The 14,734-nt window shown below is 59.9% G+C and carries 16 protein-coding genes; 5 read left to right on the top strand and 11 right to left on the bottom strand.

Annotated elements, in window-relative coordinates; translation table 11 throughout:
- Nucleotides 1-23: 23 nt before the first annotated feature.
- Nucleotides 24-971 (bottom strand): choline ABC transporter substrate-binding protein, encoded by a 948-nt coding sequence (locus tag ACMDB8_RS25805; protein ID WP_409078142.1) that lies wholly within the window; start codon nucleotides 969-971, stop codon nucleotides 24-26.
- Between the two features lie 435 nt (nucleotides 972-1,406).
- On the opposite strand from ACMDB8_RS25805, the gene ACMDB8_RS25800 reads away from it, so the two are divergent.
- The gene (locus ACMDB8_RS25800; protein WP_056726558.1) at nucleotides 1,407-2,783 is read left to right on the top strand and encodes an L-serine ammonia-lyase; all 1,377 of its coding nucleotides are present in this window, start codon (nucleotides 1,407-1,409) and stop codon (nucleotides 2,781-2,783) included.
- Nucleotides 2,784-3,321: 538 nt separating this feature from the next.
- Complete coding sequence (locus tag ACMDB8_RS25795; RefSeq protein ID WP_007975492.1) at nucleotides 3,322-4,425, top strand: GlxA family transcriptional regulator; 1,104 nt, start codon at nucleotides 3,322-3,324, stop codon at nucleotides 4,423-4,425.
- Between the two features lie 99 nt (nucleotides 4,426-4,524).
- Here the strand turns inward: ACMDB8_RS25795 and ACMDB8_RS25790 are convergent, their stop codons facing one another.
- The 6 genes from ACMDB8_RS25790 to ACMDB8_RS25765 form a co-directional block, all read right to left on the bottom strand.
- Nucleotides 4,525-4,788, bottom strand: a complete 264-nt coding sequence (locus ACMDB8_RS25790) for a hypothetical protein (protein WP_056726559.1) — start codon at nucleotides 4,786-4,788, stop codon at nucleotides 4,525-4,527.
- A 399-nt stretch (nucleotides 4,789-5,187) separates the two neighbouring features.
- Nucleotides 5,188-6,351, bottom strand: a complete 1,164-nt coding sequence (locus ACMDB8_RS25785; protein WP_056726560.1) for a gamma-butyrobetaine dioxygenase — start codon at nucleotides 6,349-6,351, stop codon at nucleotides 5,188-5,190.
- A gap of 13 nt (nucleotides 6,352-6,364) precedes the next feature.
- Complete coding sequence (locus tag ACMDB8_RS25780; RefSeq protein WP_409078141.1) at nucleotides 6,365-6,841, bottom strand: thioesterase family protein; 477 nt, start codon at nucleotides 6,839-6,841, stop codon at nucleotides 6,365-6,367.
- 151 nt (nucleotides 6,842-6,992) lie between these two features.
- Nucleotides 6,993-7,958 (bottom strand): L-carnitine dehydrogenase, encoded by a 966-nt coding sequence (locus ACMDB8_RS25775; protein WP_007975496.1) that lies wholly within the window; start codon nucleotides 7,956-7,958, stop codon nucleotides 6,993-6,995.
- A gap of 141 nt (nucleotides 7,959-8,099) precedes the next feature.
- Nucleotides 8,100-8,987 (bottom strand): 3-keto-5-aminohexanoate cleavage protein, encoded by an 888-nt coding sequence (locus ACMDB8_RS25770; protein WP_056726562.1) that lies wholly within the window; start codon nucleotides 8,985-8,987, stop codon nucleotides 8,100-8,102.
- A 94-nt stretch (nucleotides 8,988-9,081) separates the two neighbouring features.
- Entirely contained in the window at nucleotides 9,082-10,026 is a 945-nt protein-coding gene (locus ACMDB8_RS25765; RefSeq protein ID WP_056726563.1) for a choline ABC transporter substrate-binding protein, read from the bottom strand.
- A 224-nt stretch (nucleotides 10,027-10,250) separates the two neighbouring features.
- On the opposite strand from ACMDB8_RS25765, the gene ACMDB8_RS25760 reads away from it, so the two are divergent.
- Complete coding sequence (locus ACMDB8_RS25760; protein ID WP_056726564.1) at nucleotides 10,251-11,195, top strand: GlxA family transcriptional regulator; 945 nt, start codon at nucleotides 10,251-10,253, stop codon at nucleotides 11,193-11,195.
- 77 nt (nucleotides 11,196-11,272) lie between these two features.
- Here the strand turns inward: ACMDB8_RS25760 and ACMDB8_RS25755 are convergent, their stop codons facing one another.
- From ACMDB8_RS25755 to ACMDB8_RS25740, 4 genes are all read right to left on the bottom strand, one after another.
- A complete protein-coding gene (locus ACMDB8_RS25755; protein ID WP_340313383.1) occupies nucleotides 11,273-11,689 on the bottom strand; it encodes a DUF3010 family protein in 417 nt (138 codons plus the stop codon).
- Nucleotides 11,690-11,722: 33 nt separating this feature from the next.
- Entirely contained in the window at nucleotides 11,723-12,046 is a 324-nt protein-coding gene (locus ACMDB8_RS25750) for a helix-turn-helix domain-containing protein (RefSeq protein ID WP_056726566.1), read from the bottom strand.
- Complete coding sequence (locus tag ACMDB8_RS25745) at nucleotides 12,030-12,284, bottom strand: type II toxin-antitoxin system RelE family toxin (RefSeq protein WP_056726567.1); 255 nt, start codon at nucleotides 12,282-12,284, stop codon at nucleotides 12,030-12,032. The genes ACMDB8_RS25750 and ACMDB8_RS25745 overlap by 17 nt, the downstream gene beginning before the upstream one ends.
- 212 nt (nucleotides 12,285-12,496) lie before the next feature.
- Nucleotides 12,497-12,898 (bottom strand): lysozyme inhibitor LprI family protein, encoded by a 402-nt coding sequence (locus ACMDB8_RS25740; protein ID WP_409078140.1) that lies wholly within the window; start codon nucleotides 12,896-12,898, stop codon nucleotides 12,497-12,499.
- A gap of 235 nt (nucleotides 12,899-13,133) precedes the next feature.
- On the opposite strand from ACMDB8_RS25740, the gene ACMDB8_RS25735 reads away from it, so the two are divergent.
- Both ACMDB8_RS25735 and ACMDB8_RS25730 read left to right on the top strand, forming a co-directional pair.
- Nucleotides 13,134-14,111: a dipeptidase gene (locus ACMDB8_RS25735; RefSeq protein WP_032829497.1), complete on the top strand. Its 978-nt coding sequence runs from the start codon at nucleotides 13,134-13,136 to the stop codon at nucleotides 14,109-14,111.
- 78 nt (nucleotides 14,112-14,189) lie between these two features.
- Nucleotides 14,190-14,720, top strand: a complete 531-nt coding sequence (locus ACMDB8_RS25730) for a DUF5943 domain-containing protein (RefSeq protein ID WP_056726569.1) — start codon at nucleotides 14,190-14,192, stop codon at nucleotides 14,718-14,720.
- Nucleotides 14,721-14,734: the final 14 nt, after the last annotated feature.

Here is a 14,734-nt window from a genome sequence, read left to right as displayed (position 1 = left end):
CGGCATAAACGATGCTCCCTAATTCAAGGCGTCAGTTTGGCTTTCACGGCCTCCAGGCCAGGTTTACCGTCAATGGTGGTCACGCCAGCGAGCCAGGTATCGAGCACCTGTGGATTCTTTTTCAGCCAGGCCTTGGCGGCCGCGTCAGGCTTCATCTTGTCGTCCAGGATGTTGCCCATCAGTTCGCTTTCCATGTCGACAGTGAACTCCAGGTTCTTCAGCAACTGGCCAACGTTGTTGCACTCCTGGGCGTAACCCTTGCGGGTGTTGGTCGCCACGGTGGCGGCACCGAAATCCGGGCCGAAGAAGTCATCACCACCGGTCAGGTATTGAATTTTGAAGCGCTTGTTCATCGGGTGCGGCGCCCAGCCGAGGAACACCACGGCGGTGTCGCGTTTCTGCGCGCGGTCGACCTGCGACAGCATGCCGGCTTCGGAGGACTCGACGACTTTGAAGCCGGCGGTCTTCAGGCCGAAGGCATCCTTGTCGATCATGCTCTGGATCAGACGATTGCCATCGTTGCCAGGCTCGATGCCGTAGATCTTGCCGTCGAGCTCTTTCTTGAATTTGGCAATGTCGGCGAAGTCATGCAGGCCCTTGTCGTACAGCGCCTGAGGGACGGCGAGGGTGTACTTGGCGCCCTTTAGGTTGGTGCGCACGGTTTCCACGGTGCCGGCATCGCGGTAGGCCTTGATGTCGTTTTCCATGGTCGGCATCCAGTTGCCCAGGAACACGTCCATGTTCTTGCCGTCGGCCAGGGACTTATAGGTCACGGGCACGGAAATCATGGTGGTCTTGGTCTTGTAGCCGAGGGCGTTGAGCACGACGCTGGTGGTCGCGGTTGTCGCGGTGATGTCGGTCCAGCCGACATCGGAGAAGTTTACGGTGCTGCATTGGGCCGGTTCGGCGGCTTGCGCCAGAACCGGCAGACTAAGCATTGCGGCCAACAACAACGACGGGGAACCTTTCATGGATGGACTCCTTGGTGTTTTTTTTGGCAGTGTTCCGACTGGACCACCGCACTTATAGGTTGCGGTTGGATGGCGTTCTGGAGACAGCTCTACCACGTCGCCTTGCAATCGAGTCGATACGATCATGTACCAGTGAAAATCTGACGCCTACAGGGTGCGTCGTATCCAGTACAGGGATGGTCGCATCCAGTGTCGGTGACGTCGTTTACAGATTTTTTCAGCCCGATTTCCCCCTCTGAACCGCAAAAAAACGGCGAAAACACAGCGTAAAAGACACGCGGCGCTGGTGGGCATGAGTGCGTCGGTTAGAGACGTCGAACAACTGGATAAAAGCTTGATGATGCGGTCATCTCGGCGGATTGCAGCTTGAGCGTAGCAGCTCCGTCACCGTGCGCTTTCGCGTGCGCAGTGGGCCCATCCAGGAGTTCGGCAGTAATGGCTATCAGTGTTTTCGACCTGTTCAAAATCGGCATCGGCCCTTCCAGTTCACACACCGTGGGGCCCATGCGGGCGGCGGCGTTGTTTGTGCAGGGCCTGCGTGAGCGCGGGCTGCTTGAGCAAGTGCGGCGTGTCGAAGTCCAGCTGTTCGGCTCGTTGTCGGCCACCGGCATCGGCCATGGCAGCGACAATGCCGTGATCATGGGCCTGATGGGCGAGTGGCCGGACGCGATCGATCCGTCGCAAATCGGCATTCGTATCGCCACCCTGCGCGAGACCGATACGCTGCTGCTCGACAGTCGCTTGCCGGTGCCCTTCATCTGGGCCCGGGACATGCGCCTGATCGACGAGAACCTGCCATTCCACCCCAACGCCATGACCCTGATTGTCGAGGGCGAGGACGGCGAGTTGCATCGCGACACCTACTATTCGGTTGGCGGCGGTTTTGTCGTCGATGAGGCGCAGGCCTCCAGCGGTGTCGTCGACCTCGACCGCACCGTGTTGCCTTATGACTTTTCCAGCGCTGCCGAGCTGCTGGAGCTGTGTAAAAAGCACAAGCTGCGCGTGGCTGAGTTAATGATGGCCAACGAGAAAGTCTGGCGCAGCGAGGATGAAATCCGCAGCGGCCTGATGAAGCTCTGGCGCGCCATGCAGGATTGCGTTGAACAAGGCCTTAAACACGAAGGCATCCTGCCCGGCGGGCTGAACGTGCGTCGCCGTGCGGCCAAGCTGCATCGCAGCCTGCAGGAACTGAACAAACCCAACGTGATCGGCTCGACCTTGAGCGCCATGGAATGGGTCAACCTGTTCGCCCTGGCGGTCAACGAAGAAAACGCCGCCGGCGGGCGTATGGTCACGGCACCGACCAACGGCGCGGCGGGGATCATTCCGGCGGTACTGCACTACTTCATGAAGTTCAGCGAGGCCGTGACCGACGCCAATGTCGTCGACTACTTCCTCGGCGCGGCGGCGGTGGGAATCCTGTGCAAGAAGAACGCCTCGATCTCCGGTGCCGAAGTCGGCTGCCAGGGCGAAGTCGGTTCGGCCTGCGCCATGGCGGCGGCGGGACTGGCGGAAATTCTTGGTGCCACGCCAGAACAGTTGTGCAACGCGGCGGAGATCGGTCTGGAGCACAACCTCGGCCTGACCTGCGACCCGGTGGGTGGGTTGGTCCAGGTGCCGTGCATCGAGCGCAACGCGATTGCCGCGGTGAAAGCGATCAACGCTGCGCAAATGGCATTGCGCGGTGATGGCCAGCACTTTATTTCGCTGGATCGGGTGATCCGCACCATGCGCGATACCGGTGCCGATATGCATGACAAATATAAGGAGACATCGCGGGGTGGGTTGGCGGTAAGCGCGGTGGAGTGCTGAGACCGCGTCGCCTTCATCGCGAGCAAGCTCGCTCCCACAGGTTTTGCGTCGGTCACAAAAATTGTGTTCACCTCGATCCCTGTGGGAGCGAGCTTGCTCGCGATAGCGCCAGACCAGTCAAAACTGCGCGCTAAGTGAACACCCTGTTTAAAACGCGCCACCTTTTGGCGCGTCGCTCACAGATAAATCGTCTTGCCACTGATCGAGGGCCAACCGGCCTTCGACCGCCTGTCACCCGTGCCTGCGGTGACACTCCTTTCCATCGCGGCGCAACGCCGTTCCCACAAGTGCTACCGAATTGCTCACAGCTTGTGGGCGGGGGCGTTTGCCAGTCCTGATGGCCATTTAAATCCCCCTGCCTTGCAAGACATATATAGACACATTCCGACGTCGTTTTTAGGAGTTATTGAACGCGCATTCAAATTTAGGCATGGCAATTGCTCTGTCATTACAAAGCCCGTCTCCCACGCGAGAACGATGGCGATAAAAAGAGCCTCCGCCTGAGGCCATCACCCGCTTTGTGTGAGGAGATACCGCGATGACGACGTTCAACTCCGGGGCCCAACCCCAGAACCGTGCGCCTCAATCCATCGGCTTTCTGCTGTTGGACAATTTCACGCTGATTTCTCTGGCCTCCGCAGTGGAACCCCTGCGCATGGCCAACCAGTTGTCCGGTCGCGAGCTGTATCGCTGGACCACCCTCACCGTCGACGGCGGCCAGGTCTGGGCCAGTGACGGCCTGCAGATCACCCCCGACGCCTCTATGCACAAAGCGCCGCCAATGGACACGGTCATCGTCTGCGGCGGTATCGGCATCCAGCGCACTGTTACCCGCGAACATGTGTCATGGCTGCAAAGCCAGGCTCGCCAGTCCCGCCGCCTCGGTGCGGTGTGCACCGGCAGCTGGGCCCTGGCCTGCGCCGGCCTGCTCGACGGTTTTGATTGCAGCGTGCACTGGGAATGCCTGGCGGCGATGCAGGAAGCTTTCCCGCGTGTAGCGATGAGCACACGCTTGTTCACCCTCGACCGTAACCGTTTCACCAGCTCCGGCGGCACCGCGCCGCTGGACATGATGCTGCACTTGATCAGCCGCGATCACGGTCGTGAGCTGTCGGCGGCCATTTCGGAAATGTTCGTCTACGAGCGCATCCGCAACGAGCAGGATCACCAGCGTGTGCCGCTCAAGCACATGCTCGGCACCAACCAGCCGAAGTTGCAGGAAATCGTCGCGTTGATGGAAGCCAACCTCGAAGAACCGATCGACCTGGACGAACTGGCGGTATATGTCGCGGTGTCCCGTCGTCAGCTCGAGCGCCTGTTCCAGAAGTACCTGCACTGCTCGCCGTCGCGTTACTACCTCAAGCTGCGCCTGATCCGCGCGCGGCAGTTGCTCAAGCAAACGCCGATGTCGATCATCGAAGTGGCGTCGGTCTGTGGCTTCGTGTCCACGCCGCACTTCTCCAAGTGCTACCGCGAATACTTCGGCATTCCGCCGCGTGACGAGCGCGTAGGGTCCAACACCACCCAGCAAGTGGCGATGATGCCGCTGCCGCAAGCATTGGTGCTGTCGCCGTTGTCCGGTCCGTTGTCGGCGCTGAGCCAGGCGCGCAATGAGTCGACTTTCGCTAGCGTAAGGCTTTAAGCCGAGAAGCCATTAAAAGATCGCAGCCTTCGGCAGCTCCTACAGGGAACGTGTTTCAACTGTAGGAGCTGCCGAAGGCTGCGATCTTTTGATTTTCTGTCAGCCGCGATGGCTTTGCTGGTACTCCGACAACGCCGGCAGCAATTGTTTGTCGATGGCCTGGCGCACTGCCGGCAGGATCGTCGCGCTGCTGGTGTACATCTCCTTGACCATCTTGCGAAGTTCATACGCACGGGCATCGTCCAAGCCCCTTACCACGCACTCGCAAGCCTGCTCGGCGGTGGCTCCAGTGGGCACGTTGAATCCCAACGACTTGAGCTGGCCCAACAGGTCTTCCTGGTCTATCAAATCGGCGTGCATCATGACGCAATCCTTCTTCAGGGAACGGTGTCGTGGTTCGATTCTGGTAGGGGTGCCGTGTGTCGGCAAGGACGAATTGTCGCAATGGCAGCATTGGCTATGAACAGGTCGCTTTCGGGCAACTTGCCGGCCAAAGGAGGGGGCACACTGGACTCAGCTTGCTTCACGAAGGTTTGGTCACCCTCGCACGGCAGCTCCTCAACAGTACCCTCTGCCTCGATCCTGTCACGGCTTGATCGGGGTTTTTTTTGCCTGTGATTCAGTGGGTTTTGTGTTGATTGATATACCGCTTTCGCGAGCAAGCCCGCTCCCACAGTTGACCGAGTTCTCCCAGAGGAATGCGATCGAATGTGGGAGCGGGCTTGCTCCGGGCGGCGTTCCGACGAAGAACGATGACGCGGTTTAACGCTGCAACACCAGAATCCGCGACAACAACTCATCACGGTCCACATAGCAGCCCTGGAAGTGCCGCGCCCCGGTGGCGGGGTCGAAGGCGTTGCGGGCATGCAGGGTGCGGCGGTTGTCAAAGCACCACAGCTCACCGGGATTGAGCCGCTGCATCAACCTGAATCGAGGCTCGCGGGTCATCGCGATAAAGCGCCGGTAGGCCTGATACAGCTTGGGCATCTGCTCCACCGAAGCATCGAACGGCCCGCGCAGAAAGTTCGCCATGCGGATTTCCGACACCTGCCCCAACGCATCCAGGGCGATGATCGGCGCCAGGCAGCGGTAGTCGCTGTGGCGGTCCTTATTGCGAAACTCCACGGGGATTTCACACAGGCTTTTGAAAGCCTCCGGGGCTTCCAGGCGCAAGGTGTCGGCAATGGCAAAACCGTCGACAAAAATGCTCTCGCCACCCTCGGCATCATTGACCAGGCAATGCAAAAATTGCAGCCCCGGTTGCAACTCCCGGGTCGGCAGGTCGCTGTGCAGCGGCAGGTTGAAGGCGGTGTAGGCGTTGCTGTCTGCGTCGGCCTTGGATTGCACGTTGAACAGCACGCCGAAATTGCTCTCGCGGATGAAGGAAATACGCTGGGCGATCAGTTTCAGGGAGCCGGGCTCGGTGGGCACGCCACGGACCTGGGTCAATCCGACATCCCGCACAGCCAACAACCATTGCAACAAGGCGTCGGAGTCGCTCATCAGCGCTTGATACTCGAACACCGGCAACTGCAAATCGCTGTGCCAGAGCCTGGCTTTCGGCTTGCGCTGCTGACGCTCGGCGCGGGATTCATCGTCATAGGCGTGGGCGCGCAGCCAGCCAGGGTCGAAGCGGCTGCTGTGGCCGTCCTGCCAAGCCACCGACAGGCAACCTTCGCTGTCGATACCGGCGTTATCGGGCATCAGATCTTGAGCCACGTCGACGATTTCCAGTACTTGCTCGCGGGTCACGGTGTAAACGCATTGCGGGCACGGGCAGTTATCCCGCAGCCATTGATGGTGGAAAGGGCTGACGCGATCGTCGGCCCACTTCACCAGAACACTGTCCGCCAGGGTCTGCACGCCAGCCAGCGCGCTGATCAACGGATAGGTACGGAAGTCGGCAAATGCAGCGGCGGTATTCATGGCGATCTCCTTGTTATTTTTTTTGGGGTAGTGCGATCACTCGGCCAATGTACCCGGGTGTTGGCAGGTCCGCCTGTTCGGCGACGATGGCTTGCAAGCGGCCCAACGACTGTTCGCTGAACGGCGCCGAACGCGGCCCGGCGAGATCCACGTGCAGCAGCATCTGTTCGTTGCCTGCGAGCTCCTGGGCTTCACCGACCAGATGCAGGCTGTGATAGAGGTGCACGCGCTTGCTGTCGTGGGCGATGATTTGGGTGTGCACTTCGACCTGGGCGTCGAGCTTCACTTCGTGCAGGTAATTGAGGTGCAGTTCGAGGGTGAACAGCGAGTTGCCACTGGCCTCGCGGCTGTTGCTGTCCAGGCCCAGGCGATCCATCAGGGCATCGGTGGCGTAGCTGAAGATCAGCAGGTAGAAGGCGTCGCGCAGGTGGCCGTTGTAGTCGACCCAGTCGGGGATGATGGTGGTTTGGTAGGTGGTGAGGGTGGGCATGGTTTCTGATCCAATTTATAGAGTGACTGGACTGCCGCTTTCGCGAGCAAGCCAGCTCCCACAGGGGGAATGCATTCCAATGTGGGAGCGGCGGTGCGACGATTCGACTTGCTCGCGAAGAGGCCAGTGCTGTTGGCCCCAAGCCTAGGGGTTACTCGCTGAAAGCCATCCCATGCTTCTCTTTGGTGGTCTTTACCGCCTCCAGCACCGCCAGCAGGCAGTCATCACGATAGCGCTCCAGCGCCGAAATGCTGTGTTTGCCCAATTGATCGCTGGTGCCATCGACCACGTCGTCGATCAGCTTGTCGGTCAACTCCGGTGCCGGCAGGTAGGTCCACGGCAATTGCAACGCCGGGCCGAACTGTGCCATGAAGTGGCGCATGCCGGCATCGCCACCGGCCAGGGTGTAGGTCAGGAACGTGCCCATGAACGACCAGCGCAAACCCGCGCCAAAACGGATCGCGTCGTCGATTTCGCCGGTGGTCGCCACGCCGTCGTTGACCAGGTGCAGAGCCTCACGCCACAGCGCTTCGAGCAGGCGGTCGGCGATGAAGCCCGGCACTTCCTTGCGCACGTGCAGCGGGCGCATTCCCAGGGATTCATAGACTTTCATGGCCGCTTGCACTGCTTCAGGGGCAGTGTTTTTACCGCCGACCACTTCCACCAATGGCAGCAGGTAAACCGGGTTGAACGGATGACCGACCACGCAACGTTCCGGGTGCGTGGCGCTCTCGTAGAACTCGCTCGGCAACAGCCCGGAAGTGCTGGAGCCGATCAACGCATTGGGCTTGGCTGCCGCGCTGATTTTGCTGTGCAGCTCCAGTTTCAGCTCCAGTCGTTCCGGGGCGCTCTCCTGGATGAAATCGGCATCGCGCACGCACTCTTCGATGGTCGCGACAAAGCGCAGGCGATCTTGCGATGCACCCGGCGCCAGACCTTGTTTCTCCAGCGCGCCCCAGGCATTGGCGACGCGTTTGCGCAAGGCGGCTTCGGCGCCGGGGGCCGGATCCCAGGCCACGACATCCAGGCCATGGGCGAGGGCGCGGGACACCCAGCCGCTGCCGATGACACCGCTGCCCAGCGCGGCGAAGGTTTTGATTTCGGTGATAAAGCTCATGGTGGTTTCCTGAAGAGTTCGAAGAACCCTGTGGGAGCGGGCTTGCCCGCGAAGAGGCCGGTACATCCGACGAATCTTCAGCGGTAGAACCACCGCTTTCGCGGGCAAGCCCGCTCCCACAAGGGTATGTGTAGGTTCGGATCAACCGCGCTTGGTCAGGCCCATTTTTGCCCGGCCTTCAGCCGGGGTCAGGATGCGGGCACCGAGGCGGCTGAGGATTTCGCCGGCGCGCTCGACCAGTTGGCCGTTGGTCGCCAGCACGCCCTTGTCCAGCCACAGGTTGTCTTCCAGCCCGACCCGCACGTTGCCGCCGAGCAACACCGCTTGCGCCGCCATCGGCATCTGCATGCGACCGATACCGAAACCGGCCCAGACCGCGTCGGCCGGCAGGTTGTCGACCATGGCTTTCATGGTGGTGGTGTCTGCGGGAGCGCCCCAAGGGATGCCCAGGCACAGTTGGAACAACGGGTTGTCGAGCAGGCCTTCCTTGATCATCTGCTTGGCGAACCACAGGTGGCCAGTGTCGAAGATTTCCAGCTCGGCTTTAACGCCCAGCTCTTGAATGCGTTTGGCACCGGCACGCAGCTGGGCCGGGGTGGAGACGTAAATGGTGTCGCCGTCGCCGAAGTTCAGGGTGCCGCAGTCGAGGGTGCAGATTTCCGGCAGCAGTTCTTCGACGTGGGCCAGGCGGGTCAGCGGGCCGACCAGGTCGGTATTCGGGCCGAACTCCATCGGGTTCTCGCCGGCACCGATCTCCAGGTCGCCGCCCATGCCAGCGGTGAGGTTGACGATGATGTCGACGTCCGCCTCGCGGATGCGCTCCATCACTTCGCGGTACAGCGCCACGTCACGGCTGAACTTGCCGGTTTGCGGGTCACGCACATGGCAGTGAACCACGGTGGCGCCGGCCTTGGCGGCTTCCACGGCGGCAGCGGCGATCTGTTTCGGGGTGACCGGCACGTGTGGGCTCTTGGCGGTCGTGTCGCCAGCACCGGTGAGTGCGCAGGTGATGATGACGTCGTGGTTCATTTGGCGGTTCCTTACAGGCGAGTTTTGGCTTTGGCCAGGCGTGGTGGTCCCGTTCGCAGCCCGTCGGGGCTGCGAGTCGGTGGTTCGTTCGGGTTTATTTACTGGTCAGTTGCAGGTTTTCAGCGGCCGGCTTGCCATCGAAGGTGGTGACGCCTTCAAGCCAGCGCTTTTTGTCCTGCGGGTGATCCTTGAGCCATTGTTTGGCCGACTCGAAAGCGTCCTTGTGATTCAGCAGCGGCTGCATCATCCGGCTCTCGTCTTCGGCGGTGAACGTCAGGTTGCTCAGCAGGCGACCGATGTTCGGGCATTGTTCGGTATATGTCGGCGCGGTGACGGTCCACACGGTGGCCTTGCCTTCGTTCGGGCCGAGGGCGTCGTCGCTGCCGGTGAGGTAGGTCATCTTGACGTTGACGTTCATTGGGTGCGGCGCCCAGCCGAAGAACACCACGGCTTCGTTGCGACGTACGGCGCGATCCACGGCGGCGAGCATGCCGGCTTCGCTGGATTCGACCAGCTGGAACTTGCCGAGGCCGAACTGGTTCTTGGAGATCATTGCCTTGATCTGGGTGTTGGCGCCCGAGCCAGGCTCGATGCCGTAGATCTTGCCGCCCAGTTCTTTTTCGAACTTGGCGATGTCGGCGAAGGTTTTCAGGCCCTTGTCGGCGAGGTAGGTCGGCACGGCGAGAGTCGCGCGGGCGTCCTGCAGGCTTGGCGCCTCAAGCACCTTGACCTGTTTGGCGTCGACGAACGGGGTGATGGTCTGGGTCATCAGCGGGTTCCAGTAGCCGAGGAACAGGTCCAGACGCTGGTCGCGGATCCCGGCGAAGATGATTTGCTGGGAGGCGCTGGTTTGTTTGGTGCTGTAGCCGAGGCCATCGAGCAATACCTGGGTCATGGCACTGGTGGCGATCACGTCGGTCCAGTTCACTACACCCATGCGCACGTTCTGGCATGCGGCGGGTTCGGCGGCCATGACACTGGCGCTCAGTAAAGCGGTACCACTGAGTGCAAGAACACAGCTGCTGATCAGTCGTTTCATTCTCAGGTTCCTCGGCAGTTCGTTTATTGTGAGTTCCGGTGTCTGATGCGCCGGTGATGCCAAGTTACGCAGCAAAGCACCGATGAAAGCGCACTGCGGCGACCAGCTCTTGCACTGCAGCGACCTGCCCCCTTGAATGCCGCTCGCAACTGGCGTATCAACTCCCTACGCTGCCCGCCCTCTCGTTACCTGGCCTCCTGTTACCTGCTAAGCGAGTGCGCTCCATGTCCCAGGATTTCTACTTCTTGTTGATGCCGGGTTTCTCGGCCATCGGATTTATCTCGGCCATCGAGCCGTTGCGGGTCGCCAATCGCTTTCGCGGCGAACTGTACCGCTGGCATGTGCTGAGCGCCGATGGCGGGGCGGTGCTGGCCAGTAACGGCATGTCGGTCAACGCCGATGCGGCGCTGGAGCCGTTGAAAAAAGGCGCGACGCTTCTGGTGGTCGCCGGTTTCGAGCCCCTGAAGTTCACCACCCCGGCGCTGGAACACTGGCTGCGCCGCCTGGACCACGAAGGCGTGACGCTCGGCGCCATCGACACCGGCAGTTTCATCCTCGCCGAGGCCGGTTTGCTCGATGGTCATCGCCTGACCCTGCACTGGGAAGCCATCGATGCCTTCAAGGAATCTTATCCACAGCTCAGCGTTACTCAGGAGCTGTTCGAGATCGACCGCCGCCGCATCACCTCCGCTGGCGGCACTGCTTCCATTGATCTGATGCTGGATCTGATCGCCCAGGCCTACGGCCCTGATCTTGCGATCCAGGTCAGCGAACAATTCGTGCTTGGCCGCATCCGCCCGCGCAAAGACCACCAGCGCATGGAAGTCGCCACGCGCTATGGCATCAGCAACAAGAAGCTGGTGCATGTGATTGGCGAGATGGAGCAGCACAGCGAACCGCCCCTGAGCACGCTGGAACTGGCGGAATCGATCAAGGTGACGCGGCGACAGCTGGAGCGCCTGTTTCGCCTGCATCTGAACGACACACCGAGTAATTTCTACCTGCGCTTACGGCTGGAAAAGGCCCGGCAGTTGCTACGGCAGACGGACATGAGTGTGCTGGAGGTGAGCATTGCCTGCGGATTTGAATCGCCGTCGTACTTCACCCGCAGTTATCGGGCGAAATATGAGCGGTGCCCGAGGGAAGACCGGCGTACTGCCAAGGCATAAATTAAAAGATCGCAGCCTTCGGCAGCTCTTACATGAGATCTCCTGTAGGAGCTGCCGAAGGCTGCGATCTTTTGATCTTATTTCTTCACCAACGCCGAACACGCCGCTTTGTAAGCCTCATGCTGATACTTGTTCAGCGTCCCTGGCAGTTCGAAATTGTGCTTTTTAGCCTGCGCATTGATGGTCTGCGGCGACAGCAGGGTCACCTCGCAATTCTCCAGCAATTGGAAAACCCCTTCGATCTTGAATGTCGTCGGCCCGCCGGCGAACTCGCCTTTCTTGCTGCGCTTCTTGATCGCAATGCGGTCGATGGAATTCTCACGGACAAACGAAGCGACCTGAGCGGCGAACACTTTGACATTGGCGGCTTCGTCGTCATCGTCCAGGGCAATTTTCTTGGTTGCGAGCGCGACATGGCTCAGCGCCTGACCGTCCAGCGTGGCCACGGCGATGATCGCTTCGCTGCCTTTGATTTCGATGCCGCAGACTTTCATGTTCAATCCCATTAGTGACAGAGGGTATGCAGCTTACAGCTCAAGCTGGCTGGCCGTGATGCCAAACGCCAAAGCGATTTTTTCGCGAGTGGCTTTACGGGGCTTGGCGACTGTTTCCTGTTGGGCAAAGGCAGGCTGGGTTATGCCCATGCGTTTGGCTACTTCATCCTGGGTAAGGTTCAAATGTTCGCGCCAGGCGCGGATAGGGGTAGCGCCATCGACGATACGGCTCACTACCTCATGGGGGATCAAGTCGGGCTCGATTTTCTGCGCCACGTATTGTGCATAGGGAATGACCACGAAGGCTGGATTGCCTTCGGCGTCGTTGATGATTTGAATGTCAGTAGGTGCGTTCATCGCGTTTTTTGACCTCTTGAATACTGACCACTTTGATCGCGCCATCCCAATCAAACATGACCCGGTAATTACCGACACGCAGCCGATAAGCGTAGTCATGACCGACCAGTGCTTTGACATTGCCTGCCTCAGGCATGCCAGCGAGCGCCGTGATGGCATCACGAACCTGAATCTGGTGAACGGAATGCAATCTCAAGAGTTGCTTAACGGCCTTTCGAGTCCAGTGAATGCTGTTCATGGAAGAATATAAGTCTTTTATAAGATTTGCGAATCTTTGCTTATATTTTTATGCTTGGCCATCAGCAACATTTGTCGGCATGTTGCGTGAAAGGTCCGCAGAGCAGCGGCTTTGGACAGAAGCTGTAGGTCAGAGCAGAGTGCTTTGTGGGAGAAGGTTTTTTGGCGATTGAAAGCTGGTGGTAGCGCCAGCTTTCAGCGGGATACTCAGGACTATTCCTGCCCAATCGACTCCAAAAACTCCGACCGTTCATCACTCATCCGTGCCACACAATCGTTTTGGGCAATGGTGAGCGCCTTGCTGCCGGCGGTGGCCGGGAAGGTTTCGACGGCGCAGTCTGCGTCGCGGGTCTTCAGCCATTGCTGTTGGGCGGCTTTGATCCTGGCGGTGATGTCGGCCAGTTGCGACGGGTTTTTGCCGTACTGCGACTGCATGCGCTCGGTCAGGCCCTGGAGGTTTTCCTTGAGCAGATCTTCGGCGGAGGTTTTGCTGAAGGCCGAGCATTCCAGGGTCTGGATGTCGTTTTCGACTTTGTCGCACGGGTTGTCGTCGGACACCTGCGCTGCGTTTACGCCGGTCGCAATCAGTGCCATTGCCAGAATGATCGATTTCATTATCGTCGCCGCTCTTGTCCAGTGAAGCATCCAGTGATGCGGCGAATTCTGGCCCAAGCCGAGGGCCTTGAACAGGTCGGAGATTGTGCCTGGCGACGACCCTTTGTCGCGGATTGACGCTTTCGGCAAACCCCCTGTCGTTTTTGCACCCGGCTGCCCCTGCACCGAGGCATATGCTGGCCCCAAAGCGCCGGCACACGATTCGGCGCATGAATCGCTAATAGGGGACAGCCTGATGAGCCCAGCCGAATTGCACGCCGACAGCATCGTTATCGACGGGCTGATTATTGCCAAGTGGAACCGCGAGCTGTTTGAAGACATGCGCAAAGGCGGTCTGACCGCGGCCAACTGCACCGTGTCGGTGTGGGAGGGCTTCCAGGCCACTGTCAACAACATCGCTGCCAGCCAGAAGCTGATCCGCGAGAACAGCGACCTGGTGATTCCGGTCCGCACCACCGCCGATATCCGTAAAGCCAAGGAGCAGGGCAAGACCGGCATCCTTTTCGGCTTCCAGAATGCCCACGCCTTTGAAGACCAGATCGGCTATGTCGAAGTCTTCAAGCAGCTTGGCGTCGGTATCGTGCAGATGTGCTACAACACCCAGAACCTGGTGGGCACCGGCTGCTACGAGCGTGACGGCGGCCTGTCGGGCTTCGGTCGCGAAATCGTCGCCGAGATGAACCGGGTTGGCGTGATGTGCGACCTGTCCCACGTCGGTTCCAAGACTTCCGAAGAAGTCATCCTCGAATCGAAGAAGCCGGTCTGCTACTCCCACTGCCTGCCGTCGGGGCTCAAGGAGCACCCGCGCAACAAGTCCGATGAAGAACTCAAGTTCATTGCCGACCACGGTGGTTTTGTCGGCGTGACCATGTTCGCGCCGTTCCTGGCCAAGGGTATCGATTCGACCATCGACGACTACGCCGAAGCCATCGAGTACGTGATGAATATCGTCGGCGAAGACGCCATCGGCATCGGTACCGACTTCACCCAGGGCCATGGCCAGGACTTCTTCGAATACCTGACCCACGACAAGGGCTATGCCCGCCGCCTGACCAGCTTCGGCAAGATCATCAACCCGCTGGGTATCCGCACCGTGGGCGAGTTCCCGAACCTGACCGAGACCCTGCTCAAGCGCGGCCACTCCGAGCGGGTAGTGCGCAAAATCATGGGCGAGAACTGGGTCAACGTCCTCAAGGACGTTTGGGGCGAATAAGCCGCCGCATCTCTGAATCCTTTCCCGCTGCCGTTCGTGCAGCGGGCAACACAACAAATTTTCTGGAGTTAAGTTTTCATGGCCAAGATCGCCCCTCAATTGCCAATCGAAGTCGACAGTGAAACCGGTATCTGGACCTCCGACGCCTTGCCGATGCTGTACGTGCCGCGCCATTTCTTCGTCAACAACCACATGGGCATCGAGGAAGTGCTGGGCGCTGAAGCCTACGCCGAAATCCTCTACAAGGCCGGCTACAAGTCCGCCTGGCACTGGTGTGAAAAAGAAGCCGAATGCCATGGCCTGGAAGGCGTCGCGGTGTTCGAGCACTACATGAAGCGCCTGTCGCAGCGCGGCTGGGGGCTGTTCAAGATCCAGGACATTGACCTCGACAAAGGCACCGCGAGCGTCAAGCTCGAACACTCGGCATTCGTCTACGTGTACGGCAAAGTCGGGCGCAAGGTCGACTACATGTTCACTGGCTGGTTTGCAGGGGCGATGGACCAGATCCTCGCCGCTCGCGGCAGCAAGATCCGTACCGTGGCCGAACAAGTCTACGGTGGCTCCGAAGAGGGTCACGAAGACGGCTTGTTCACCGTCAAGCCGTTGTAAGTCGAGGAACCCGC

Origin of the sequence: Pseudomonas monachiensis (assembly GCF_047345015.1) — a bacterium.
In the GTDB taxonomy this organism is placed as follows: Bacteria; Pseudomonadota; Gammaproteobacteria; order Pseudomonadales; family Pseudomonadaceae; genus Aquipseudomonas; species Aquipseudomonas monachiensis.
The sequence above is the reverse complement of the archived record's forward strand: the minus strand, read 5'-3'. Positions and strand labels throughout refer to the sequence as shown.

Coding starts and splice junctions, on each gene's coding strand:
- ACMDB8_RS25805 (WP_409078142.1), bottom strand. CDS start 971: ATGAAAGGTTCCCCGTCGTTGTTGTTGGCCGCAATGCTTAGTCTGCCG.
- ACMDB8_RS25800 (WP_056726558.1), top strand. CDS start 1,407: ATGGCTATCAGTGTTTTCGACCTGTTCAAAATCGGCATCGGCCCTTCC.
- ACMDB8_RS25795 (WP_007975492.1), top strand. CDS start 3,322: ATGACGACGTTCAACTCCGGGGCCCAACCCCAGAACCGTGCGCCTCAA.
- ACMDB8_RS25790 (WP_056726559.1), bottom strand. CDS start 4,788: ATGATGCACGCCGATTTGATAGACCAGGAAGACCTGTTGGGCCAGCTC.
- ACMDB8_RS25785 (WP_056726560.1), bottom strand. CDS start 6,351: ATGAATACCGCCGCTGCATTTGCCGACTTCCGTACCTATCCGTTGATC.
- ACMDB8_RS25780 (WP_409078141.1), bottom strand. CDS start 6,841: ATGCCCACCCTCACCACCTACCAAACCACCATCATCCCCGACTGGGTC.
- ACMDB8_RS25775 (WP_007975496.1), bottom strand. CDS start 7,958: ATGAGCTTTATCACCGAAATCAAAACCTTCGCCGCGCTGGGCAGCGGT.
- ACMDB8_RS25770 (WP_056726562.1), bottom strand. CDS start 8,987: ATGAACCACGACGTCATCATCACCTGCGCACTCACCGGTGCTGGCGAC.
- ACMDB8_RS25765 (WP_056726563.1), bottom strand. CDS start 10,026: ATGAAACGACTGATCAGCAGCTGTGTTCTTGCACTCAGTGGTACCGCT.
- ACMDB8_RS25760 (WP_056726564.1), top strand. CDS start 10,251: ATGTCCCAGGATTTCTACTTCTTGTTGATGCCGGGTTTCTCGGCCATC.
- ACMDB8_RS25755 (WP_340313383.1), bottom strand. CDS start 11,689: ATGAAAGTCTGCGGCATCGAAATCAAAGGCAGCGAAGCGATCATCGCC.
- ACMDB8_RS25750 (WP_056726566.1), bottom strand. CDS start 12,046: ATGAACGCACCTACTGACATTCAAATCATCAACGACGCCGAAGGCAAT.
- ACMDB8_RS25745 (WP_056726567.1), bottom strand. CDS start 12,284: ATGAACAGCATTCACTGGACTCGAAAGGCCGTTAAGCAACTCTTGAGA.
- ACMDB8_RS25740 (WP_409078140.1), bottom strand. CDS start 12,898: ATGAAATCGATCATTCTGGCAATGGCACTGATTGCGACCGGCGTAAAC.
- ACMDB8_RS25735 (WP_032829497.1), top strand. CDS start 13,134: ATGAGCCCAGCCGAATTGCACGCCGACAGCATCGTTATCGACGGGCTG.
- ACMDB8_RS25730 (WP_056726569.1), top strand. CDS start 14,190: ATGGCCAAGATCGCCCCTCAATTGCCAATCGAAGTCGACAGTGAAACC.